Source organism: Streptomyces sp. NPDC127100, assembly GCF_042724095.1.
Classification (GTDB): Bacteria; Actinomycetota; Actinomycetes; order Streptomycetales; family Streptomycetaceae; genus Streptomyces.
The window spans coordinates 40,961-61,489 of sequence record NZ_JBHXFL010000043.1 but is presented as its reverse complement, the minus strand read 5'-3'; the positions used below and the strand labels follow the sequence as shown (position 1 = coordinate 61,489).

Below are 20,529 nucleotides of genomic sequence, written 5' to 3'. Positions count from 1 at the left end.
CCGCGCTCGGGCGCCCAACCCCCGGGGGCCCCCCCCCCCCCCGGGGGGGGGGGGCCCCCGCCCCGAGGAGGACTTCATGGCCCGCATGCTCAGCACGACCACCCGGCGCCACGCCGGACACCCCTGCCGCTACGCCGGGCGGGGCTGCACCTGCTACTACTTCCGGGGCGCGCTGCCCCACCCGCGCCAGCGCGGCAAGGTCTGCGCCCTCCAGCGCCGCAAGGCCCGGGCCACCGAGAAGCGCTCCTGGCGGGCCGAGCCCGCCGACTGACCCGCCGCCGGTCCGCCCCCACCCGGGGCGGGTCGGCCTTCGTGCCGTCCGCCGCAGCCTCCAGGCCGGCCCGGGCCCGTGGACATGTGCCGGCAGCGGCGCGCGGGGCACCGCCGGCGGTGCCGGACCCAACCGCGCGAGCGGGGCCCGCCGTTGGGCGGGCCCCGTCGCGTTCCTCAGCGGGCCAGGACCAGGACCTTCTCCCCTCCGATCAGGGGGGCGTCCCCGGGCCCGGCGATGTAGGGGCTGATCCAGATCGGCTTGTGCGCGCCGCGCGAGGGGTACCACTGGTTCTTCCAGTGGCCTCGTACGACCCAGCGGTGCTGGTACTCGCGGGTTCCGGGCTGCTCGGCAGGGTCGGTGTCGCGCTCGGTGCGGGCCCGGCGCAGCCGGATCAGCCGTACCTCGGTGCCGTAGTCGCGGTCCATGCGCTGGATTCGGCGCCGGGAGGCCCTGTCGGCGGCCACACGCTCGCTCGTGGCGAGGGTCTGGCCCATGAGCAGCCAGGTCGCCTGGATCAGCCGCAGGAGGGCGACGTCGGCCTCCGGGGTGTCGCTCAGGTCGGGTTTGCCCGCCTCGATCAGCGTGGTCCGCTGGTAGGTGAACCCGTGGATCGGGTGGATGTTGGCCATCCGGCCGGGCGCGACGTGCGCGAAGTGGCGGCGCAGCCACGCCTCGTTCTCGGCCAGGTCCTGGTCGCTCGGTTGTGCGGCCAAAGAGGCGTTGACCTGGTCGAGGTACTCGCGGGTGCCGCTCCAGTAGTCGATGGCCAGGTGCCCGAGCCAGGGGCCCCAGGTGACCAGCCGGATGGGCTGGTTGCCCGCCGCCTCGTAGCGCAGGGGCGGGTCCTCGAAGGCGAGCATGCCGACCGGGGCGGGCAGGTCCTCCGGGCGCATCTCGAAGTCGGTGAGGCTTTCGGCGGCGTGGTGCGCCAGGGCGGTCATGTCGCTGGTGACGTAGAAGAGTTCTGCGGCGCGCAGCCCGGCGGCCGTGCGGGCGGCCAGGCCTTGCGGGGTGGTGATGCCGGGCGGCAGGAGGTCGTCGAAGGAGGTCCGGGCGGCGGGCGGCAGCATGCAGTGCAGCCAGTTCGCCATGCCGTCGCGGCCGTGGTCGGCGGCCCAGGCGGCGAGGTCGGCTCTGACCTCGGGTATCTCGCGGGCGGTGGGTGTCGTGACGGCCATGGCCGTCCCCCTTTTCAAGATCGGCAACATCGGGGTGACGAGACATTCGCGTGGATCCCGCGAGGACATCCAGCGGTGTGCGCGATGTGGCCGTCTGCCGTGGGAGAACTGGGCTCTGGGGCCCGCCGGCGGTGCGCCGGCACCCGCGGGGCGCGGCCCGGGCTCGGCCGGCGGCACATATATCGATCTTGACTTTACAACACTACGTTGTATTGTCGTGGTCGTACGAACACCCCGCACCGAGGAGAGACGATGCAGACCGCACCCCAGCTCGAGCAGGCCAAGACCGAGATCCTCCTGCACTTCGACGCCCTGTACGGCGAGGAGTGCACCGAGATGGAAGCCCTGATCGACGCGGTGGCACACGCGGCCGCGACCGGCAGCCCGGAAGCCCTCGGCCGGGCCCGGATGGAGTTCCACCAGCACAAGGACGCCCTGTACGGCGAGGAGTACGCCACCCTTTCCGAGCTGCTCGACAGCCTGGTCGCCGCCGCCGAGACCTGACAGCTGCAGCCGCCGCCCCGACCCCAGCCGGGGGCCGGGGCGGCGGGTGAGCCCTACGCGATGCGCCTGCCCGCGAGGGCGGCCGGGCGGACGGTGCCTGGCCCAAAGCGGCGGTTGGCGCGGTCGATGGCCGTCTCCGCGCGCCGGACGTTCTCCTCGCCGCGGTCCAGGGAGATCTGCTCGGCGACGCGGTCGGCGTCGACGAGCTGCTCGGCGCGGACGGTCACCGCCCGGATGCGGGCCCGCTCGAGGTACAGGCCGTTGAAGATGCGGTAGGCGCACTCGCGCAGGTCGGCGTCATGCGCGGTCGCGGCCGGGAGCTTACGGGCGCGGGTGAGCAGGGACCGGTCGGCCATGCGCAGCTGCAGCTGGAGGCCGGTCGCGGCCTGCTCGCGCTCGCGCAGCCGGGCGCCGATGACGACGACCGTCTCCAGGATGGCCGCGCGGATGCGGTCGCTGTCGAGTTCGTCGCGGTCGAAGCGCCTGCTCTCGCTGGTGGAACGGGGCAGGTCGGTCGGCGTGACGCGACGGTGGTCCTCGCCGCGGGCCCGCTGCTGCAGCAGCCGTCCGTCCCGGCCGCCCAGGAGCCGCTGGGCGGTGAGGGCGGGTACACCGGCCAGCAGGCCGATGGAGCGGATGCCGTAGTCGCGCAGGGTCGCGGCCTGGCGCCGGCCGATGCCGTACAGGGCGTCGATGGGCAGCGGGTGCAAGAAGGCGGCGACCTCCTCGGGGGCGTCGGGGACGAGCCGGATGCCGCGCGGGCCCGGGCGGGCCGACGCCGTCGCGGCGAGCGCCCAGTTCGCGGCCACGCCGACGTGGACATCGACGCCGGCCAGGGCGAGGGCGCGGACGCGGATGATCTCGGCGAGTTCGTACGGGGTCCGCCGGTGCAGGCGCAGGACCCCGGCGACGTCGACCAGGGCCGCTCCGGGCGGGACGACCTGGACGACCGGCGAGATCGGCTCGAGGACCTCCAGGACGGCGCGGTACAGGGGCTCGGGTGTGCCCGGAGGGACGCGCAGGTGCAGCACGGTCGCTCGCAGGGCGGCGTCCTCGCGCGGGTCTGGTGCTGGCGTGCTCACCCTCCCCAGGTTATCGAAACTCTGTTCTATTCGCGCGGGGGCGGGTCTCAGTTCGTCCGCCGGTTCGTCAGGTGCGGGCCGATGTAGCCGACGATCACCAGGCCGGAGGCACCCTTGCCGGCGAGGTCGTCGCGGAAGTGGACCCGCGGGCAGACGTTGCCCCGACCGGCCAGCTTCAGGTGCGCCTGCATCTCCACCCTCGCCCCGCCGATCCCGGGGAAGTACCGCTCCCGGCCGTGCGCGCCCATGGTCGCCTCCGTCTCCGTCATCGCCAGCTGACTCGACGGGTACGCCCGGGCGCCGGCCGGGGGACGCTGGCAGAACTGGTGGAAGCCGCCCGCGAACCCCCTCTGGCGGTGCTCGGCGTATGACTCGAGTGCGCACAGGCCCTGCCACGCCTTGGCCGCCCAGGTGCGGGCGGCGGTGTGCTCGTCGAGGGAGAGGGCGGTTCGCTGGTCCGCGGTGACCTCTACGTACGCGAAGGCCTTCAGGCGCTGCCACAGCTCCGCGAACGATGCTGGAAGGTCGAGCAGCCCTTCCGTGGCGGCGGCGACGTCCTGGTAGCGGCCCTGCTTCAGCAGCAGTGCCCGCAAGGCGCCTGCCTCGGCGCGGGCGTGCTCGAGCTCGCCCAGGGTGAGCAGGTGATCCTCCATCTCCGTCTCCCGCGCGGTCTCCGCTTCCCGGAGCTGCTCCTCGGTCCGGCGGACGGTACGGCCCGCCTCCTCCAGCTGGTGGCTGGCCTCCGCGAGCAGTTCGTTCAGCACGGCGACCTCGGCCTCGAGGCCGCTGGCGTCGGCGCGGGGCTGCGGGATCGCATCGAGTCGGCCGAGGCTGTCTGCCTGCTCGACGCTGGGAGCGGGGCGGGGACGGCTGCGGCCGGGGCCGCGGCGCCGACCGCGTGTGGATCCACCGCGTGTGGACGGTCGAGGGGAGCTGGTCATCAGGGAGCCTCCAGGGCGGTCGCTGGGACTGGCTGTCGGTACGCGTGTGGGCCGCCTCTGCAAGGAGGCGGCCCACAAGGTGTTCGGTGAGGACGGTCAGCGCGTGAGCTTCTGCCGGGCCTCATGCAGGATCTGGTCGTGGTCGAAGGCGAGGTCGTCGGTGGTGGCCAGCGGTACCCATCGCACGGCCTCCGCGTCGTCCCCGGCCTGGGCGGTGGTCTCCTCGGGGACGTTCACCAGGTACGCGGTGCTGACGTAGTTGCCGCGCGGGTCTCGGCCGGGACGGTCGAAGACGCCGACCTCGACCAGGTCCGTCTCGGTAACGCGGACACCGGTCTCTTCCAGCAGCTCTCGCGCCGCGGCGGCACGGGGAGTCTCCCCGTCGTCCACGTATCCACCGGGCAGGGCGAGTTTCCCCTTGTACGGGGGCCAGCCGCGTCGGATCAGGAGGACCTCATCCCCCCTCACGCAGACCACGTCGGCGGTTTCCTGCACGGTTGCGGTCATTGCCTGTTCCCTTCTCGGATGTACGGGTGTGAGCAGAGCAGTCGGGCTACCCCGGTGTGCTCAGGGGAAGGTCGCGTCCAGGAGGTCGGCGCAGTCGCGGGCGGTCCGCCGGGTGTGCCGGGTGACCTGGGTGGGGACGGTCCGTAGCTTGTCTGCCAGGACGCTGGCGTGCAGCACGTTGATCTCGCGCTTCTCGTCGCCGTGCTCCCGGCGGAACTGCACGTGGCCGCCGCCCGCGACGCTGGCCTTGTGCACGGGCAGCGCCTGGGCGACACCGATGTGGCCCAGCTCCTTGCTGTTGCCGTCCAGCGTCTGCGCCACGGTGTCCGCCGCGTGCAGCACCCAGTCGACCGCGATGTCACCGTCGACTTCGCCGGCCTGCAGGCCGTCGTCGCCGAGGCGGACCTGCGCGTCCTCGGGCCACTCCCAGTCCATGCAGACGACGACGAGGTTCGCGGAGGGCGGCACGCACAGGTGGTAGACCCGGTCGGGGTCCTGGCCGATCGCTCGGGCGTGCAGCAGCCGCCATCCGTCGTGGCGCAGCGTCGACAGGTACCCGGCGGTGCGGTTGGTGAGCCGTGCGTGGCGTCGGGTGGTGCGGTCGGGCTGCGAACGGCCGACCTGGGCGCCGGCGACCGCTGTTGTTCCTCCCATGAGCAGGGCCCAGCCCAGACCGCCGGTGACGCCGCCGACGAGGGCGCCGGCCATGCCGGTGGCCAGGCCGTACGTGGCGGTGGTCGCGGCGCGCTCGGCCCGCAGGCGAACCGTGGTCATCGTGGGTCGCCTTCCTCGTAGCGGGGCAGGACCTTGGAGGCGAGGGCGGCCACGGTCCCGGCCCACCAGGGGTCGGGGCGGCCGGTCATCGTCTGCAGGACAGCCACCAGGTCCTCGGCTGGGACGATGCGGACTCCGTCGAGGGTGAAGCCGCCTCCGGCTACGGGTGCGTTGTGCATGGCGATAAGGGGGGTTACCGACACCGGGCGGGTGTGTCCGCGCCGGCGCAGGGCGCTGCGCAGGGCCTCGGCCATCCGGGACGTCTCGAAGCGGACGCTGCCGATGACCGAGCCGTAGTCCTTCTCCCCGTGGAACAGGCGGCCGTTGACCTCGCACACCTCGTCGTTGCGGTGCCACAGTTTCGCGTCGACTGGGACGACGTCGCCGCTCGGCGCCACCAGGAAGATGTCGACGTTGGCCGAGTGCATGCCGGGGATGCTCCGGTCGAACAGGCCGAACCAGCCCTCGTTGGCCAGGGGCCGGACCAGGGCGGCGGTCCGGCGCTCCCCCTCGGCGCCGGCACGTGAGTTCCGTGCCAGGGTCACGGCCTCGGCCGGGAGCGCTGCGGGGAAGCCGAGCGCGGCCTTGAGGCGGGCGAACAGCCCGGTGGGGCGTGCCGCGCGTAGGACGGCGTCGGCCCGCGCGTCAGCGGAGTTGCCCGCGCTCACCGCCGCAGTCCCAGGACCTCGAGCGCGTGCACCTGGTACAGGACGGTGCCGTGCTGTCGGAAGGCCGCGGGGCCGGAGCTCCAGCCGCAGGTGCACTCCAGCGCGGTGGCGTCCTGCGTGGTGGGCCGGCTCCAGGAGGGGAGGTGCTGCTTATCGTTGGCCCACAGCTGGCCGGCGTGCTCCGGGCAGGCGAAACCGACGGCCGAGCCGGACATCCACCCTTCGCCGTGCAGGCCGTTCTTGCCCTGCCACACGTCGACGATGTCCAGCTCGCGCAGGCAGCCGGGCAGGAAGCAGTTGCGCTTGGTGCTGCCGTGCTCCTCCCACTGCTTCCAGCTCGCGTCGAGGCCGGTGGCCAGCAGGGACAGCACGTCCTCCCCGAGGTATTCGGCGAGGTCCGTGACGCCCATGGGGCGGCTGGCCTGTGCGAACGCCGCCTCGGCCTCCTTCTTGGCCCGCTCCGTCCACTCCGTCACCTCGACGCCGGCGGGATGGGCGATGTTCCGTTCGATCCACAGGCTGACGCCGAGCTGGTGCGGGCCGTCGCCGAGGGGCCCGTGGTAGAAGTCGGCGAACGCCTGGCCGTACTTCGGGTCGATGCCGTTCAGGAAGTGCAGCGTCCGCAGGGACAGCGCCGCCAGCGTGCCGGCAATGCTCTGCCAGCCCAGGGTGGCCGGGTTGACCGGCTGTGGGGACACCACGGTGCGCAGGTACTGGTGGGCCAGGTCCTCGAGTGTCTCGGCCACCGTGGGCGGTTGGTCCTCGGACTCGTCGGTCGTCCGGTCGGTCGTCTCGCTCACGAGCGTGTTCCTCTCGTCGTGGGTCAGCAGTCCGCCGGCGCGTAGGGCACCAGCGGGGCATCGTCGGGCAGGTAGAGCGGGTGCAGCGGCTGGCCGGACCGCGTGGTGCCGAAGCACCGCAGGCCGATGCCGCGCCGCCAGAGCCGGGCGGCGACCTGGTCGGCGCGGCCGCGAAAGGTGCCGTGCGCGCCCCAGGCCGCGATCACCAGTGGTGAGGTGGCCACGGTGTGGTGCAGGAAGGAATCGGCGTATGCGCCGACCGGGTCGGGGTCCTTCCGCAGCGCGGCCGGGTCGGTGGCGCAGCGGCCGAAGAGGTTCACGACCGCGATCCCGCCGGCCCGCTCGCGCCGCGCGAAGGAGATGCAGCGGGTCACGGTGGGGTCGTTGGCCCGGGCGCCCGCCGTCGAGGGGTTGAGCATCACGAACACGGCGGGCGGCCGGGTCGAGTCCCACAACCGGGTCAGGAGGTACCGGTGGGTGCGGGCCTTGTTGAAGACGGCCGTGCCCAGGGGGCGGTCCTCGAAGCCGTGGTCCTCCTCGGCGACCAGGTCCACGAGCACCGGCTCTGCCAGAGCCGCCGTCACTCGCCGGCCTTTCGCCGCGGTCGGATCTCGTAGTGGGCCAGCAGCGCCTTGGCGGCGTTGAGGTGGTGCTTGCGCTGCGGTGCGGGCAGCATCACCCAGTTGGGCCGCTGGCTCTGCACGGTGTGCAGGCGGACCGCCAGCACGTCCGCGGCGACCTCCGATTCCTTCTGGAAGTCCAGGAGGTGGCTGTGGAAGGCCCGGTTGTACCGGGCGTCGGCCAGGGCGTGGTGGGCGTCGCCGATCTCGTCGCGCTCCAGAACCGGCAGGGGTGCGCCGAGCTGACGGCGCCAGACCTCGAGGTCGATGAAGATGCGGGGCACGCCCGGCGGCATCGTGTTCCAGTCGTTGCCGAACAGGCGGTGCAGGTAGCCGATGTCGTCCTTGCCCCAGTCGGCCAGCAGCTCGGGCTCGGTCTCGCCGGGGAAGTACGCGGCGACCTCGTCGGCGATCTGGGCGGCGGACCGGCCGTGTCGCTCGTAGTCGGGGTGGTCGGTGTCCCAGGTGATGTCGGTGACGGTGCCGTCCGACCAGCGGTGGACCTTCACCGGCAGGTGCGGCAGGACGTGGTCCGGGATGAAGGCGTGGTCGACCAGGGCGCGCAGGTCGGCGTCGAGGTTGACGGCGTAGTAGTCGGCTGCCGGGAAGGTGTCGTCCGTCAGGCCGATCGACAGCAGGCCGGTCAGGGTGGGGTTCCTCGGGTCGAACTCGGTGTCCAGGTAGACGTGGCGCATGTGCGTGCTCCTTACGGTGCGGTGGGTGGGCTGGTGGTCAGTCCCGTCGGTCTTCGAGGCGGGGTACGCCGGCGTGGATGTGCTCGGCGCGGTCGGCTGCGGCGATCAGGGCGAGGCCCAGGCGGCGGGCGTCGGTGGGGAACATCGCGCCGAAGTCCTCGCCCGGCGCCATGCAGTCGGGCGAGGACACGTACACGGCTCCGCTGGTGTCCGGGTCGTCGACGGTGCGCACCCACCAGGTGGGCGTGGTGCGCCGCGGGCCGACGGTGCGCTGTTCGATGACCCACTCCCAGCCCGCCATCGGGTGGTCGGCCGGGTTGATCCGGGTGGGCCGGGGGCGCTCGCCGGACTGGGCGAGCGCCACCAGGTGCTCCAGTTCCCTGCGGACCTCCCCGAGGGTGAGGCCCTCGATCACAGGGCGCCGCCGTGGGTGCCGTAGCCGTCGAGGAGCTCGTGCAGCCACCGGTACTCGTGGCTGGTCGCCCAGGCCCGGACGCGTGCGACCTGCTCGCGCAGCTCGGCGGTCTCGGCCGCGTCGACGTCGTCGACGCGCTTGTCGAACTCGGCGGCCTCGGTGTCGGACTCGTGGGTCACCAGTGCCGCCAGGCGGCCCCGCGCCTCCGAGACCGACGCCTTGCCGCCCTTCGGGACGACGTAGCCTGTGCCGTCGCAGGCGGAGCACGCGGCGACGGTGGCCTCCTTGACCTGGGCGAGCCAGTAGGCGACCTGCTCGTGCCAGTCGTCCACCGCCGTGTCGTAGTCGTGTCCGAACACCGCCGCGGGCACCGGCAGGTCGATGCTGCGGTTGACCATGACCTGGACGGTGCGCCCGGACTTCAGCGGCTTGCCGCCGCGCCCGAGGTTGGCTCGGAACTCCGTACGCGGCTGGTCGAAGGGCACCTTCACCGTCACGTGCAGGCCCGGCTTGCCCTGGTAGTCGACGAAGCAGTACTCCACTCCGGGCATGGCCCTGACGAGCGGCTCGAGGTGCTGGCGCAGCCCGGGGATGTGCCCGGGGAAGAGGTGCCGGTACTCCGGGCGCTGGGTCAGCTCCTCGGGGAGGTCGGCCTTCCACTGCAGCTCGTCCGGCCCCGGCGGGACACGGCCCTCGAGCGGCATGAACGGCCCCTCGTAGACGTGCTCGACCGGGTCGAGGTCCTCGGTGACCGCCTCGTACAGCTCCCAGTACTCCTCGTGCGCTGCGGTGCGCTCGTTCCAGTCCTCGACGCTGAGCGTCTGGGGGTACCGCTTCGACAGCGCGGTCGAGTCGTTCAGCTCGTAACGGACGGTCCGGGGCCTGGGCTGGTAGAGGGCCGTGATCTGCTCGGCGTGCCGGTCACCGGCGAACCAGTGGTTCGTGGTCTCCGTGACCGGCTCGAGCTGGTTGGCCGGGTCGCCGTCGGCGTAGACGGCGGTGCGGGTGCCCGGGGGGCGCTCGGGGTTGGGAAGGTAGTACGCCCACCGGCCGTCGGGCAGATGCAGGGCGTAGCGGGGCAGCGTGGTCACGGGTGCGTGGCCTTTCAGGTCGTGGCAGGGGCTGCTGCGAGGGCGGCGATGCCGCCGCCGAGGAGCGCCAGGAGCTGGACGGTGAGGCAGAGCAGTTCGAGGGCGCCGGCGAGGGCGGCCTGCAGGACGTAGGCGAGCGCTTGGGTCGCCTCGGCGACGGCCTGGTGGGGGTCCTCGTGGCCGATGCGGCCGAGCAGGGCGACGGTCAGGGTGTAGGCGAGGGCGGCCGCGCCGGCCTGCCAGTAGAGGTTCGCCCCGTGCTGTGCGGTGGCGTCGAAGACGAGACGCCCGACGATCAGTCCGCCTACGGCCATCAGAAACGGCACCAGTTGGGCGGCGAGGCGGCGGGCGGTGGACGTCATCGGAGCCTCCGTAGCGGGATGGTGTGCGGCCGCGCCCCGCCGGGGGGGGGGGGAGTGCGGGACGCGGCCGGTGCAGGGCCCGGGGTGGGTGGGCCGTGCAGAACAGACCCTAGCCAAAACCCAATACGTAAGCAACGGGTTTCATGGGTGAGAGCAGAAAACAGGCCGGGCCCGTTCGTCAGGCCCGGCCCGTGCACCACCGGCTACTCCGCCGGCACCTTCCCAGCGGCCTTCTCCAGCTCCCGCACCGCACGGTCGAGTGCGTCACGCTGATGCCCCAGGACGGCGACCGCTCGGGAGACCCGCTGTTCGGCGCGCTGCCGCTCGAGATGAGGCTGCACGAACGCCGCCAGTGCCTCCGCGGCCTCGTCGGTACCGACGAGCCGTCCCCAGCCGCCGGCGCCGAGCCGCCCGCCGAGAGCCTTCTCCAGCCGCTGCAGGAGCGCGAGTTTCTCCTCGACGCGCGGGTCCCGCGCGGTGCCGGCCTCGTCGCGCAGCCGCTGCAACTCCTGCCGGTGCCTGTCGCCGAGTTCGTCGCGCTGGCGGCGCAGCGCGTTGTACCGCACGGTCTCGGTGTTGGTCAGCAGGGTGACCAGCAGGCCGGGTGTCAGCTGCGGTGTGCGCTTCTCCGGCTCGACCACCGTCTGGAACCGGCGCCCGCGGGCCTTGGGCACCAGCAGGCCCCATCCGTCGGGGAGTTCGTCGGGGCGGGCGACGTCGGTGTTGGGGACGACCAGCCAGAACCGTGAGCTGTGCGGCCACCACGCCTCGGCCTTGCCGGGGTCGCGCAGCTCGCGTAGCCAGTCGGCGCGCTGTGTCTTGACCTCGCAGACGTCGATCTCGCCGCCGCCGCGGCTGGCCCAGGTGCTGATGTGCACGGCGTCTGCGCGTCGCCCGGCCCGCCCCGGGGCGGTGACCTCCGTGAGGAACACGGCACCGGGCAGCTCCTCCCCCGGCTTGATGAAGTGGTCGCGCAGCATCCGGGTCAGCACCTCGGTGGTGACCGCTGGAACGCCTCGGTGGCGCCCTCGGCCGGCCGGTGCGGGGACCGTTAGCGCGGTCTGTCCCCCGCCGGTTGCCGAGGCGGCCGGTAACCCGGGCGTGTGTGGTGATGGCATGCTCTCCTCCAGTCCTCTCTTGATCGCGTTCAGTTGGCTGCCTCTTGGGCGCGGCGTTCGCGGTAGTCACGGATGTAGGCCGCGTGCGCGTCCCGGCAGGGCTGGCACGGTTCCTCGTAGCGGCGCAGGTGGCGGTGGTACGCGGCCTCCGTGCCGCAGGGCTTCTCCGGGCGCCGGCGACGCTTGCGGCGGGCTGCCGACTCGAGGCGGCAGGCCTCCCGGCACGGCGCGCAGGCCCGTTCCCGCAGTCGCTGGTGGCGGCGGTAGCCGCGCATCGTCCCGTGCGGGAAGGGCTGGTCCTTGCGCTTGGGCGGCAAAAGGTGCCGTTCGGCGACCGTCAGCAGGGCGGCGATCTGCCGGTCGGTGGCGTCGATGCCCATGCGCCGGACCGCGTGCAGCATGGCGACCAGGGCCTGGTCGTGGCCGGGTGTCCCGTCGGCGCCGGCTGGGGCGGAGGGCTGTGCCGGCGCGACCGCGACTTCCTCGCGCTCGAGGACGGCGGTCCCCATCAACGGCCCACCGTGCACCCGGCGGCGGGGGCGTGCAGGGTGCACTCGTAGCCGTGCTCCGGGCAGGTGATGTCCTCCCAGTCCCGGGTCCAGGCCCGTTCGCCGTGCACGGCCGGCGCCCAGCGGGCCTTGGGGTACGCCTGGCGCTGGAATCCGAACGCCCTCGGTTCGGTGGTGCCCGGGTAGAGGGCCACGCCTTCGCAGCGGAAGAGGGCCTCGCCACGGCGGTACAGGCGCTCCGGCTCGAAGAAGGCGTCCAGGGGGGTGTCGTCGTCGAGGTAGAGGAGCTGTCGTCCGAGGGCCTCGCGCTCCTGGTCGTCGACGGCGAGGGCGGCGGGGTGCCCGTCGCTGGTCGTGCAGGGGATCCAGCTGGTGTTGTCGTCGGTCCCGGCCGGGGGGAAGACGTCCTTGTTCCAGCGCAGTTCGGTCACGGTCACGGTGCTGGCGTCGGTCACGGCGAGGTCCTTTTCACGCGCGGGGCAGGGAGGACGAGGGGTGCTCCGGCCCCGGAGGCAAGCCGGGGCCGGAGTGGGGTGACCGGGGTCAGCCGGTCGAGCTGAGGACGTTCTCGGCGAAGCGCAGCGCCGTCGTGCGGTCCATCTGCTGCTGGGGGGCTCCGGTGCGGGACCGGTCCAGGAGGGTGGCGAGGTGGCGCAGGGAGTCGGCGGCGGCGGCCAGGGCCGCGTCGTCGTCCTTGGGCCGGACGTACACCGGCTGCGGGATGCGGGGGTCTTGGCTGAGGCACAGCTCGCCGTTGATGAGTTCGACCATGCCCCGGTCGTACGCCGCGTCTCCGCTCGAGGCGAAGGTGATGAGTGCCAGGCCGTCGGCCTCGGAGACCTCTATGGACTTCATGTCGATGTCCTGGTCCTGGAGGGCGGTGGCGGCGAGGGTGGTCAGCAGGGCGGCGGTGGACCGCAGCATGGCGTGGGCCTTTCGAACGGTGAGCCGGTGGTAGCGGTGGAACTGGTAGCGGGCGGCGGCCTCGACGGCGAACGCGCTGGTCTGCCATCCGCACCGGGTGCACCAGGTGACGAACCAGGAGCCAGCGGGTGCGATGCGGGGCCGGTGGCCTCGGGTGGGGCGCCGGTAGATCCGGCCGGTGTGCGCGTCGGCCAGCGGGAGGACCAGGGCCGGGGTCGCGCGCGTGGCGCGGGTGGTGAAGACGCCCTCGAGCCGGTGGACTTCGGCGACGGTGACCTGCAGCGGGATCCCGGCGCGGTCGAGGTAGAGGACCCGGGTGCCGGGCGCGAGGTCGTCGGCGGTGAGCTGGAGCCGGGTGATCGGCATGGGAGGCAGTGCCCTTCGGGGTGGGGCTGGGGGCCGGGCGGGGGAAGTGGTCCCCGGTCCGGCCCCCAGGGCGTCGCCTCAGTTGACCGGCACCAGGAAGGCGAGCACGTTGCGGTCGCCGGTGCGGCGGGCGCCGGACAGCAGGGCCGCGAGGACCTCGGCCTCCGGCGGGCCGTCCGTGGTGCCCACCGCGACGAACACCTTGAGCAGGAGCCTCACCTGGTCCCGGGTGTCGTCGCTGTTGGGCGGGTTCACCCCGGCGGTGCGGGCCGCGCGCTCGAAGTCGGCGTCGGTGAGCCGCTCGATCATGGCGGGGGTGGCCTGCTCGCCGAACTCGACGAAGAGGGCCATGGCCATCTCGATGGCCTTCACCAGCCGGTTGTGGGCGATGCAGACCGCGCCCGGGGTGCCCTTCGGGTACACGTGGCGGGCGGTGCGCAGGGCCGTCATGTGGGTCTCCGTTCATCAGAGTGGGTAAAGCGGGTGCCGACGTGGGGCTGGCGGTACGGGGCCGGGGCCCGTAGGCCCCGGCCCTGGCCGGTCAGGCGACCGGCGGGGTGACCTTCACCTGGTAGTCGCTGGCGACGATCTGGTTGGCCGCCGCCCGCTGGTTCGTCGCGCTGGTGCCGGTCAGCATCCGGGCGTGGTCCAGGAGGGTGGCCCTCTGGCTCGCCGCGTCGGCGGCGGCCAGGTCCTTCAGCTCCGCCGTTACGGCCTCGATCTGGTCGGCGGGCACCGTGTACCGGACCGCGCCGGGCACCGTGTAGCCGTTGGTGTCGATCAGGCGAAGCTCGTGGGTGGCGGTGGCGGTGGCGGTGGCGGTGGCGGTCATTTGCCCAGCTCCTCGGGTGTTTCGCGTGTCTTTGTCGGCACCCCAGACACTACGCAAAACCCAATACGTAAGCAATAGCTCCCAGAGGGGTTTCGGGCATGCGAGAGGGCGGCCTCCACATGGAGACCGCCCTGGTCAGAGCACGGGCCGGCACGGCGCGGTCGCCGGCGCCCGCCGTGCCCCTACGCCGCGGCGACGGCCTCGCAGAGCTGCTGCGGGACGTACGCCCGCCGCCAGGGAACCGTCCGGCCTTCCTCGCGCGCCTTCTCCTTGGCCCGCTCCCAGGCCCGAGAGACTGCGGCCTCCGTCATCTCCAGCCGCTCGGCGACCTGTTCCACCGTCAGGTCCGCCCACTCCATCAGGTGCAGGAGCACCTCGCGCCGGGCCGCGGCGTCCAGGATCACCGACTCCCCCAGCAAGAACCGCGCCGCCAGGTTCTCGCCCTGAGCGAGCAGCGAGACCTGCGCGTCGGTCTGCGGCAGCGCCGAAGGGTTGTCGATGAGGTCGTCGTCCCACGCCAGCGGACCGTAGAAGCCAGCTGCCCGGGCCTGTCGCCGGCATCGCTCGGCGACCCACTCCCGTACGCCGTGGTCCTCAGGGCGCTGGTTCCACAGCTCGTCGTACAGACGCACCACAAGTTTCGCCAGCGGCACCGAGGTGCGGTCGAAGCGCAGCGAGTTCTTGAAGGAGCAGTAGGACCTCCCGGCCCGCTTGGCCAACTCGGCTCGCGACCAACCGACCACGGCGAGAGCCTCGACGCGCCGACGGGTTCCTGTGGGGTCGACCGTGGCGCTGTCGGGGAAGTCCTCCAGCACGGGCCAGAAGCCCAAGACGGCCTGGCCGATCTCGCGGGTCACCTTCTTGCCGGGCTCATAGCCGTAGGTGCCACTCGTCACGTGTCGCAGGGCATCCGGCTGGAGCCTCAGCGCCTGCTCCACTCCCTTCCGTGGCATCCCGACCGCCGCGAGCGCCTTCAAGTGGGCCCGTACCGGCTCGGCCGGCATGAACGGGTCCCACTGCCCGTACCCGATCAGACGACGGCGCTGCCGTGCCCAGCGCGCTCTCGCCGCCAGGACCGCGGCGCTCGCTGGCGGGTTGCTGGTGCTCACGCCGCCGCCTCCAGCTCCTGCGTCGCTCGGGTCGAGGTAGCCACGCTCACGCCCAGGTAGGCGGCGACATCGACGTGTCGGGCACCGCGGGCACGCAGGAGGCAGATGGCGCCTGCGTGGTCGTCGCGGACGCGCTGCCACAGCGGGCGCTGGTCGCGGCCGACGCGGCGGGCAACTACCCGCCCTGCTCCGCCGATCCACCACAGCGCTACTCGCACGGTGATGGCGTCGACGGTGATGCCCTCGGCCGTGAAGAGGTCGGCGAGGCGGTGGATAGTGAGGCCGGCGTGACGCAGGTTGTGCAGCCGGTAGCGCCAGCGCGGCGACAGCAGTTCCTGCGCGCGCTGCAGATCCGGTCGTTCGCCGATCAGTTCAGCGACCTCCAGCACGTGGCGCTGTTCAACGTCGAGGCCGCCCACCATGCCCCAGCTTTCCCCGATGTCGACCGCGGACCGGTCGCTCAGGCACTGGATGCGGACGGGGCAGGACAGGCAGGTGGTCCGGGCGCGCGCCTGCGCCGCGGCGCTGGTGCCGTAGAAGTCGCGGTCGGCTTCGGCTGTCTGGCAGGCGCTACGGTGCGCCCAGTGGCTGCCCTCGGCCGTGACCGGGACCGCCGCGGCGGTCGGGTGGCGGGTGAGGACGGCGGTGCTCATGCTGCTGCTCCCAGGGGGTCGAGAAGGGTGAGGTGGTCGGTGGTCAGGCCGCTGAGGTCCGTGATCACCAGGAGGAGTCGCGGTCCTGGCTTGGTGACCGGGCCGAGGCGCATGTCGGGACCGATGACGCGGGTGGAGTCGTCGTCGTCGAGCACGCCGGCGTCGACGACTCCGTCGAGGGCGGCCTTCGCGGAGGGGTACCAGTTGCCCGGGTCGCGCCGTTGCCGGTTGATCGGCTGCAGGTAGCAGGTGACGTAGACGCGTTCGAGGTGGGGCACCTTGGCGTCGAGTGCGGCCTTGCGGCCGGCGGCCCGCAGTTCACGGGTGAGCCGGGCCCGTTGGGCGATGGTGGGCCGGTCGTTGGAGTTCATCAGCTCCAGCCCCAGGGGGAGCTGGACGCGGTGCACGGCCAGGGGGGTGGTGGGCACAAGGCCGAGGTGGTGCGTCATCGGCTGTTCTCCGTCCAGCTCGTGGCCGCGCGCGGGGTCGGGTACTCGTCGTGGCTGCGGCCGTCCAGTTCGCGGCCAGCGGCCTTCTTGCCGACGCTGTACATCTGGGTGAGCCGGGCCCTGCTGTGGCCGGCGCGGACGGCTTCGCCGTAGCGAGGGCCGTCGGGGTAGTCGAGGTCGCCGGGGGCGTACAGCGTGCCGTCGTTGGCGAGCGTCATGCCCTCGCCCCGCGGTCCGCGTACGATGCGGCCGTCGCGGTCGACGGCGGCCTCCGGCCCCCACTGGCCCCACTGTTTGAACAGGAACGGCACGCCGGAGTGGGCGCACTGGTCGCGCAGCGTCCGGAACCAGTCCGGGTGGGCGGGGCGGGCGCCCGGGCCCGACTCGCCGCCGGCGACGACCCAGTCGAGCCGGGGCCCGACCGCCAGCTCCTGGAACACGCGGCCGCGGTCGTCGGTCTTCTCCGGGCCCCAGCCGGGCCTCCCGGTGAGCCAGTACGTCAGCTTCGGCCGGCCGCGGCCGGGGACGATGGGCCCGAACAGGTCGATGGGGCCGAGGAGGGGCTCGGCGCTGATCCAGCGGACGGCGGCCGGGGTGGCCAGCAGGGCGGGGATCCGCATGTCGGCCGTCTTCTGGTCCTCGACCGACACCCCGAGCCACAGGTTTGGCAGGGGCTTGGCGAAGTTGCTCCACCACCTGGTGCTGTGCTGTTCGCGCGCGTACCGCGGCAGGCCGGGGGTCGTCTCGTCGGCGACGAGGCGGGCCTCGGCCTCCTCGCAGAGCAGGCGGAAGTCCGGATTGCTCAGCAGCGCTCGCATGCGGCCGTGCCGCTTGGTGAGGACCTGGTAGGTGTGCCGGGGGGTGAGCGCCATGACGGCGAGGATCCGGGCGATCACCTCGTCGGGGACCTGGTCGTGGAACAGGTCGGATTGGGAGTTGACGAACACCTTCTGCGGCTTGGCCTTGCGCAGCGGGTCCAGGAGCCGGCTCTCCACGACGTTGACGCGGCCGGTCCAGTCCAGGCGCCCGTCGACGGTGTGCGTAGTGCCGGCGAACGCCGCGGCCATCTTGGGGTTGGGGTGGTGGGAGCGGATGTGCGCGGTGCGGATGGCGTAGCACCCGTCGCAGCCGCTCGTCACGCGGGTGCAGCCGATGATCGGCGACCACGTCATATCCGTCCACTCGATCGCGCTACGCGTCGTCACGTCCGCTTCCTCCTTCGGTCTCCTTGAGGAACGACAGGTCCAGGTCGGCCTTGGGCCGCCACAGTTGAAGGGCGCCGTTGCAGGCCACCGGCTCCTCGAGCGGGCGCAGGTCGGCGAACTCCCAGTGGAAGACCTCTGGGTCGCCCCAGGGCGCGCAGCAGCCGTTCTTCTCGAAGTGGCAGCCGGCCAGGCGCCCCACCGCGATGATCGCGCCGGTGACGAAGTCGTCCCGGGCGGGCAGCCCTGGCAGGGCCCGCACCCGCTCGTCGGTGCGCAGGGCGGCGTAGTGCAGCTCCTTGCCCGCGTGCAGCATCACGGTGCAGCCGAGCAGCGCCGCCGGCGCGGGCCAGGTGCGGTTCTCGACGGGCTTCCCGTTCAGCAGCGCCCAGGCGTACGGCTGCTTGACCGTCAGTCCCCGTACCTCCCTGGAGCCCCGGCCGCTGGCCTGGTGGCTGCAGGTGCCGACGAAGCAGGGGTGGGCCCGCTCGTTCCACTCCTGCTTGGTCAGGCGCTCCAGCGTCCAGCCCTCCGCGGCTTCACGGCGCCGGTCGGCGATCCGGGGCACGATCTGCTTGTAGGCGTCCTCCGCAAGCGGTCCCGCCTCGTCGACGTAGGTGGAGGACTGGGCGCACCCGGCGGGGTCGAAGCGGACCCAGTGGTCGGTCGCAGCGTCGGTGGCGCTCACTGCGCACCTCCCGCAGGGCGACCGGCCGTGCCGGCCTGCTCGCCCTGGATGGCTCGCACCTCGCGGTCCAGGCGGGCGCCCTCGATCCCGGCGGCCTCCTCGGCAAGGCTGAGCGCGGCATCCATCGACCAGGCGTAGGCCAGGGCGACCCCGAGGTCGCTGATGCTGTGCCAGGCGTTGCCGTACCAGGCCCGCTTGCCCACCATGGCGCCGTCGGTGACACCCCACCGGTCGTCGTACGGGCCCGGGCCCCGCTCGATGGTCAGCTCGGCGTAGCCGCCCAGCGTGTTCTTCAGCGGGATCCTGAACTCCCGGACCTTCTCCAGGCGAGCGGCGAGGGTCTCGGCGCGGTCGGCGAGCCAGCCGACCGTCTCGGCCAGGGGCGCGTCCGGGTCGGTCGGGACGCGGCGGGGCTGGCCGGCCGGGGCGAGGACCTCACGCACCGCGCGCAGCTCCTCTCGCGCGGCGGTGAGCGCCTGGTGCTGCTCGGCGACCAGGGCCAGCAGGTGCGGAACGTCGGTGCGGGCCTTGGCGGCGAACGCGGCGTCGGCCAGGACCTGCTCGTAGTCGCGGCCCTCGTCCCAGTCGGCGTGCTCGGGGATGTTGTCGTCCGGGTCGGCGTGGAGGCGGGCGATCACGCGGCGGCGCTGGGTCCCGTGGCCGGGCTCGGCACCGGACACGATCTCGGCCATGGTGGTCTCGTCGTGGACGTGCCAATCGCCCTCTGTGGCGGCAGCTGTCCGGTCCCTCACCTCGGTGAGGTACGCGGCGTGCTCGGCCGGATAGGTGGAAGGGCCGGTGGTCATGCGGTGCTGTCCTTGTCTCCGGTGCATCCCTCGGCCTCGCGGCGTACGGCGGCCAGGTCATCGGGGTGCTTGAGCTGCAGGGAGTGGATGTGGTCGTGGCGGCAGCGGCTGCGCGCCGTCAGCTGGCCGTCGGCGAAGTGCAGGTCGGTGAAGTCGTCGACCAGGGCGATGGCCCGGCCGTCGTCGTCGCCGGTCCAGTCGCCGGGCTCGAGCGGGACCTCGTCGCTGCCGGCGCTGGCCCAGACCAGGACGGTGTTGGTCCAGGCGTCGTACTCGGCGGCCTGCGCGGGCGTGCAGTCGGCCGGGTCCGGCGCCGGGGGCTCGTCGGGGTGCAGCGGGCCGGGCTCGTCGACGCGCAGGCGGGCGGCGAAGTCGGCGCTGGCGCAGGCGTTGAGCAGGGCGAAGGCGAGCTGCTGCAGCGCGAAGGGGTCGCCGGTGATGGTGCCGGCCGGTCCGGTGACGATCCCCTCGTACATGCCCATGGCGCCGCGCCGGGTGTCGACCTCGTACTGCTCGTCGCGTTCGGGGTCGAGGGCGGTCACGGTGATGGAGGCGCTCACGTCTCTGCCCCGCCCGTGCCGATGGCGCCGGGGCGCCCAGTGTCGATGCTGTCGGCGGCCTCGACCACCTGGGCGGTGATCGAGAGCTCGCGGGCGAAGCGGGTGAGCTGTTCGGGGCTGCCTTCGAGGATGATGCCCTCGAAGTGGAGCCGGCCGTAGTAGGTGCCGTCCCAGTCCAGGACGGACTCGGCGTCGTAGGCGGTGTCCTCGGTCAGCAGGATGCGGACAGGGTCCGGCCGGCTGGGCTTGGGCTTCAGTAGGCCGTCGGCCACCGCCTGCGCGGTGCGGAGCAGTCGCTGCAGCATGGTGCGTTGTTCTCCTCGGGTGTCAGGGGCGGCCACGGCGGGAGCGGCGGAACGTCGCCTCGGCGTTGCGGTCGAAGTTGAGGCCGTCGGCGTAGCCCTCCGCGTACTGGGTCTCGGCGGTGGCGCTGCGGCCCTCCGCGATCAGGGACTCGGCGATGGCGTTGATCCAGTCCTTGCGGACGGCGGTGATGTCCGGCGTCTCGGTGGCGGCGTCGGCGCGGCCCTCGAGCAGGCCGGCGATGTAGGGGTGCGGCGCACCGGTGGTGAAGGCGGCGGTGAAGGTCGTGAGGCTCATGGCGTAGCTCCTGTGTCGGCTTCAGGGGCGGGCGGTGAGGTGGGCGGCCAGGGCCCGGGCCCACGCGAGGCGGGCCTGGTGCGCGGCCGGGTCGGTGCGCAGGGCGGCGGTGACGTCGGCGACGTACACCGCGGCGACCGGCCGGTTGAGCGCGCCCAGCTGCAGTTCCGTGTGATGCGCGGCCTGCTGCGCGGTGGTCGTGTCGACGGCCTCGGTGTGGTCGAGGGGCGCCAGGTACAGCGACATGACGGTCCGGCAGGTGCCGGGCGCGGTGGGGGCGGCGGTGGGCATGGGCGGGGTCTCCTGTCCGCCGGTGCCCGGTCGGCCGCCCGTGGGCCGCCGACCGGGTCCGGTCAGGCGGCGAGTTCGGTGGCCTGGTCCAGGGCGTCGGCGGTGCGCAGCAGGCGGCCCATCACCTCGGTGCGGGTCGGCGGCTGCGAGGCGCGGTTCGGCGCGGTGACGGCCCAGTGGGAGACGCGGTCGATGACCTCGTCGGGCCCGTCCCCCGGCGTCGTCACCGCGGGGCCGAGGCTGTCGTAGACGGCGCGGATCGCGGCCATCGCCCAGGTGCTGGTCTTGATGAGGTCCAGCGCGGCGTCGGCGTCGGTCCGGAAGGCCTCGGGCAGGACGCAGGTGGCGGCCTGGTAGAGCGCGGCGCAGATGTCCAGGGCTCCGTCGGGGGCGACGAAGTTCCTGTCGTCGGTGTTCAGGCCGTGCTGCTCGAGGAGTTCGACGGCCCGGCGCAGGTGGGCGGAGGTGTGCATGGTGGGTCTCTCCAGCCGGTGGTGGGCGGCGGTTCGCG

Annotated in this window: 31 protein-coding genes; 2 read left to right on the top strand and 29 right to left on the bottom strand. The window is 72.9% G+C overall.

Annotated features, from left to right (window positions below):
• The first annotated feature begins 76 nt into the window (after positions 1 to 76).
• Complete coding sequence (locus ACFWJB_RS29155) at positions 77 to 271, top strand: hypothetical protein (protein WP_386925975.1); 195 nt, start codon at positions 77 to 79, stop codon at positions 269 to 271.
• A 176-nt stretch (positions 272 to 447) separates the two neighbouring features.
• On the opposite strand, the gene ACFWJB_RS29150 is transcribed toward ACFWJB_RS29155, so the two are convergent.
• The gene (locus ACFWJB_RS29150; protein WP_386925973.1) at positions 448 to 1,452 is read right to left on the bottom strand and encodes a hypothetical protein; all 1,005 of its coding nucleotides are present in this window, start codon (positions 1,450 to 1,452) and stop codon (positions 448 to 450) included.
• Positions 1,453 to 1,704: 252 nt separating this feature from the next.
• Between ACFWJB_RS29150 and ACFWJB_RS29145 the strand changes: the two genes are divergently transcribed.
• A complete protein-coding gene (locus ACFWJB_RS29145) occupies positions 1,705 to 1,956 on the top strand; it encodes a hypothetical protein (protein ID WP_386925971.1) in 252 nt (83 codons plus the stop codon).
• Positions 1,957 to 2,009: 53 nt separating this feature from the next.
• On the opposite strand, the gene ACFWJB_RS29140 is transcribed toward ACFWJB_RS29145, so the two are convergent.
• The 28 genes from ACFWJB_RS29140 to ACFWJB_RS29005 form a co-directional block, all read right to left on the bottom strand.
• Positions 2,010 to 3,038 carry a hypothetical protein gene (locus ACFWJB_RS29140; RefSeq protein ID WP_386925969.1) on the bottom strand — a complete coding sequence of 343 codons (1,029 nt, stop codon included), beginning with the start codon at positions 3,036 to 3,038 and terminating at the stop codon, positions 2,010 to 2,012.
• Between the two features lie 47 nt (positions 3,039 to 3,085).
• A complete protein-coding gene (locus ACFWJB_RS29135; protein ID WP_386925967.1) occupies positions 3,086 to 3,979 on the bottom strand; it encodes a hypothetical protein in 894 nt (297 codons plus the stop codon).
• A 96-nt stretch (positions 3,980 to 4,075) separates the two neighbouring features.
• Positions 4,076 to 4,486, bottom strand: a complete 411-nt coding sequence (locus ACFWJB_RS29130) for an NUDIX domain-containing protein (RefSeq protein ID WP_386925965.1) — start codon at positions 4,484 to 4,486, stop codon at positions 4,076 to 4,078.
• A 60-nt stretch (positions 4,487 to 4,546) separates the two neighbouring features.
• Positions 4,547 to 5,260 carry a hypothetical protein gene (locus tag ACFWJB_RS29125; protein WP_386925963.1) on the bottom strand — a complete coding sequence of 238 codons (714 nt, stop codon included), beginning with the start codon at positions 5,258 to 5,260 and terminating at the stop codon, positions 4,547 to 4,549.
• On the bottom strand, positions 5,257 to 5,928 hold the full coding sequence (locus tag ACFWJB_RS29120) for a nuclease-related domain-containing protein (protein WP_386925961.1): 672 nt from the start codon (positions 5,926 to 5,928) through the stop codon (positions 5,257 to 5,259). The genes ACFWJB_RS29125 and ACFWJB_RS29120 overlap by 4 nt, the downstream gene beginning before the upstream one ends.
• Complete coding sequence (locus tag ACFWJB_RS29115; protein WP_386925959.1) at positions 5,925 to 6,728, bottom strand: hypothetical protein; 804 nt, start codon at positions 6,726 to 6,728, stop codon at positions 5,925 to 5,927. Before ACFWJB_RS29115 ends, ACFWJB_RS29120 begins: the two co-directional genes overlap by 4 nt.
• A 23-nt stretch (positions 6,729 to 6,751) precedes the next feature.
• Entirely contained in the window at positions 6,752 to 7,312 is a 561-nt protein-coding gene (locus ACFWJB_RS29110; protein ID WP_386925957.1) for a DUF1643 domain-containing protein, read from the bottom strand.
• On the bottom strand, positions 7,309 to 8,043 hold the full coding sequence (locus ACFWJB_RS29105) for a hypothetical protein (RefSeq protein ID WP_386925955.1): 735 nt from the start codon (positions 8,041 to 8,043) through the stop codon (positions 7,309 to 7,311). The genes ACFWJB_RS29110 and ACFWJB_RS29105 overlap by 4 nt, the downstream gene beginning before the upstream one ends.
• Positions 8,044 to 8,080: 37 nt before the next feature.
• Positions 8,081 to 8,458: a hypothetical protein gene (locus ACFWJB_RS29100; protein WP_386925953.1), complete on the bottom strand. Its 378-nt coding sequence runs from the start codon at positions 8,456 to 8,458 to the stop codon at positions 8,081 to 8,083.
• On the bottom strand, positions 8,455 to 9,549 hold the full coding sequence (locus ACFWJB_RS29095) for a hypothetical protein (protein WP_386925951.1): 1,095 nt from the start codon (positions 9,547 to 9,549) through the stop codon (positions 8,455 to 8,457). The genes ACFWJB_RS29100 and ACFWJB_RS29095 overlap by 4 nt, the downstream gene beginning before the upstream one ends.
• Before the next feature lie 14 nt (positions 9,550 to 9,563).
• Positions 9,564 to 9,911 carry a hypothetical protein gene (locus tag ACFWJB_RS29090; RefSeq protein WP_386925949.1) on the bottom strand — a complete coding sequence of 116 codons (348 nt, stop codon included), beginning with the start codon at positions 9,909 to 9,911 and terminating at the stop codon, positions 9,564 to 9,566.
• A 203-nt stretch (positions 9,912 to 10,114) separates the two neighbouring features.
• The gene (locus tag ACFWJB_RS29085) at positions 10,115 to 10,891 is read right to left on the bottom strand and encodes a hypothetical protein (RefSeq protein ID WP_386925947.1); all 777 of its coding nucleotides are present in this window, start codon (positions 10,889 to 10,891) and stop codon (positions 10,115 to 10,117) included.
• Between the two features lie 167 nt (positions 10,892 to 11,058).
• Positions 11,059 to 11,538, bottom strand: coding sequence for a hypothetical protein (locus ACFWJB_RS29080; RefSeq protein ID WP_386925945.1), 480 nt, complete (start codon positions 11,536 to 11,538; stop codon positions 11,059 to 11,061).
• On the bottom strand, positions 11,538 to 11,993 hold the full coding sequence (locus ACFWJB_RS29075) for a hypothetical protein (RefSeq protein ID WP_386925943.1): 456 nt from the start codon (positions 11,991 to 11,993) through the stop codon (positions 11,538 to 11,540). Before ACFWJB_RS29075 ends, ACFWJB_RS29080 begins: the two co-directional genes overlap by 1 nt.
• A gap of 88 nt (positions 11,994 to 12,081) precedes the next feature.
• The gene (locus ACFWJB_RS29070; protein ID WP_386925941.1) at positions 12,082 to 12,828 is read right to left on the bottom strand and encodes a hypothetical protein; all 747 of its coding nucleotides are present in this window, start codon (positions 12,826 to 12,828) and stop codon (positions 12,082 to 12,084) included.
• A 78-nt stretch (positions 12,829 to 12,906) separates the two neighbouring features.
• A complete protein-coding gene (locus tag ACFWJB_RS29065) occupies positions 12,907 to 13,278 on the bottom strand; it encodes a hypothetical protein (protein WP_386925939.1) in 372 nt (123 codons plus the stop codon).
• Between the two features lie 91 nt (positions 13,279 to 13,369).
• Positions 13,370 to 13,660 carry a hypothetical protein gene (locus ACFWJB_RS29060; protein WP_386925937.1) on the bottom strand — a complete coding sequence of 97 codons (291 nt, stop codon included), beginning with the start codon at positions 13,658 to 13,660 and terminating at the stop codon, positions 13,370 to 13,372.
• Positions 13,661 to 13,842: 182 nt separating this feature from the next.
• Positions 13,843 to 14,769, bottom strand: a complete 927-nt coding sequence (locus ACFWJB_RS29055) for a hypothetical protein (protein ID WP_386925935.1) — start codon at positions 14,767 to 14,769, stop codon at positions 13,843 to 13,845.
• Entirely contained in the window at positions 14,766 to 15,422 is a 657-nt protein-coding gene (locus ACFWJB_RS29050; RefSeq protein ID WP_386925933.1) for a WhiB family transcriptional regulator, read from the bottom strand. Before ACFWJB_RS29050 ends, ACFWJB_RS29055 begins: the two co-directional genes overlap by 4 nt.
• Positions 15,419 to 15,871, bottom strand: a complete 453-nt coding sequence (locus ACFWJB_RS29045) for a hypothetical protein (protein WP_386925931.1) — start codon at positions 15,869 to 15,871, stop codon at positions 15,419 to 15,421. Before ACFWJB_RS29045 ends, ACFWJB_RS29050 begins: the two co-directional genes overlap by 4 nt.
• On the bottom strand, positions 15,868 to 17,076 hold the full coding sequence (locus ACFWJB_RS29040; protein ID WP_386925929.1) for a DUF5131 family protein: 1,209 nt from the start codon (positions 17,074 to 17,076) through the stop codon (positions 15,868 to 15,870). Before ACFWJB_RS29040 ends, ACFWJB_RS29045 begins: the two co-directional genes overlap by 4 nt.
• Positions 17,063 to 17,761, bottom strand: a complete 699-nt coding sequence (locus ACFWJB_RS29035) for a hypothetical protein (protein ID WP_386925927.1) — start codon at positions 17,759 to 17,761, stop codon at positions 17,063 to 17,065. Before ACFWJB_RS29035 ends, ACFWJB_RS29040 begins: the two co-directional genes overlap by 14 nt.
• The gene (locus ACFWJB_RS29030) at positions 17,758 to 18,567 is read right to left on the bottom strand and encodes a hypothetical protein (protein WP_386925925.1); all 810 of its coding nucleotides are present in this window, start codon (positions 18,565 to 18,567) and stop codon (positions 17,758 to 17,760) included. Before ACFWJB_RS29030 ends, ACFWJB_RS29035 begins: the two co-directional genes overlap by 4 nt.
• A complete protein-coding gene (locus tag ACFWJB_RS29025) occupies positions 18,564 to 19,127 on the bottom strand; it encodes a hypothetical protein (protein ID WP_386925923.1) in 564 nt (187 codons plus the stop codon). Before ACFWJB_RS29025 ends, ACFWJB_RS29030 begins: the two co-directional genes overlap by 4 nt.
• The gene (locus tag ACFWJB_RS29020; protein ID WP_386925921.1) at positions 19,124 to 19,432 is read right to left on the bottom strand and encodes a hypothetical protein; all 309 of its coding nucleotides are present in this window, start codon (positions 19,430 to 19,432) and stop codon (positions 19,124 to 19,126) included. The genes ACFWJB_RS29025 and ACFWJB_RS29020 overlap by 4 nt, the downstream gene beginning before the upstream one ends.
• A gap of 22 nt (positions 19,433 to 19,454) precedes the next feature.
• Positions 19,455 to 19,727: a hypothetical protein gene (locus ACFWJB_RS29015; RefSeq protein ID WP_386925919.1), complete on the bottom strand. Its 273-nt coding sequence runs from the start codon at positions 19,725 to 19,727 to the stop codon at positions 19,455 to 19,457.
• 21 nt (positions 19,728 to 19,748) lie between these two features.
• Positions 19,749 to 20,018, bottom strand: a complete 270-nt coding sequence (locus ACFWJB_RS29010; protein WP_386925917.1) for a hypothetical protein — start codon at positions 20,016 to 20,018, stop codon at positions 19,749 to 19,751.
• A gap of 62 nt (positions 20,019 to 20,080) precedes the next feature.
• Positions 20,081 to 20,491: a hypothetical protein gene (locus ACFWJB_RS29005; RefSeq protein ID WP_386925915.1), complete on the bottom strand. Its 411-nt coding sequence runs from the start codon at positions 20,489 to 20,491 to the stop codon at positions 20,081 to 20,083.
• Positions 20,492 to 20,529: the final 38 nt, after the last annotated feature.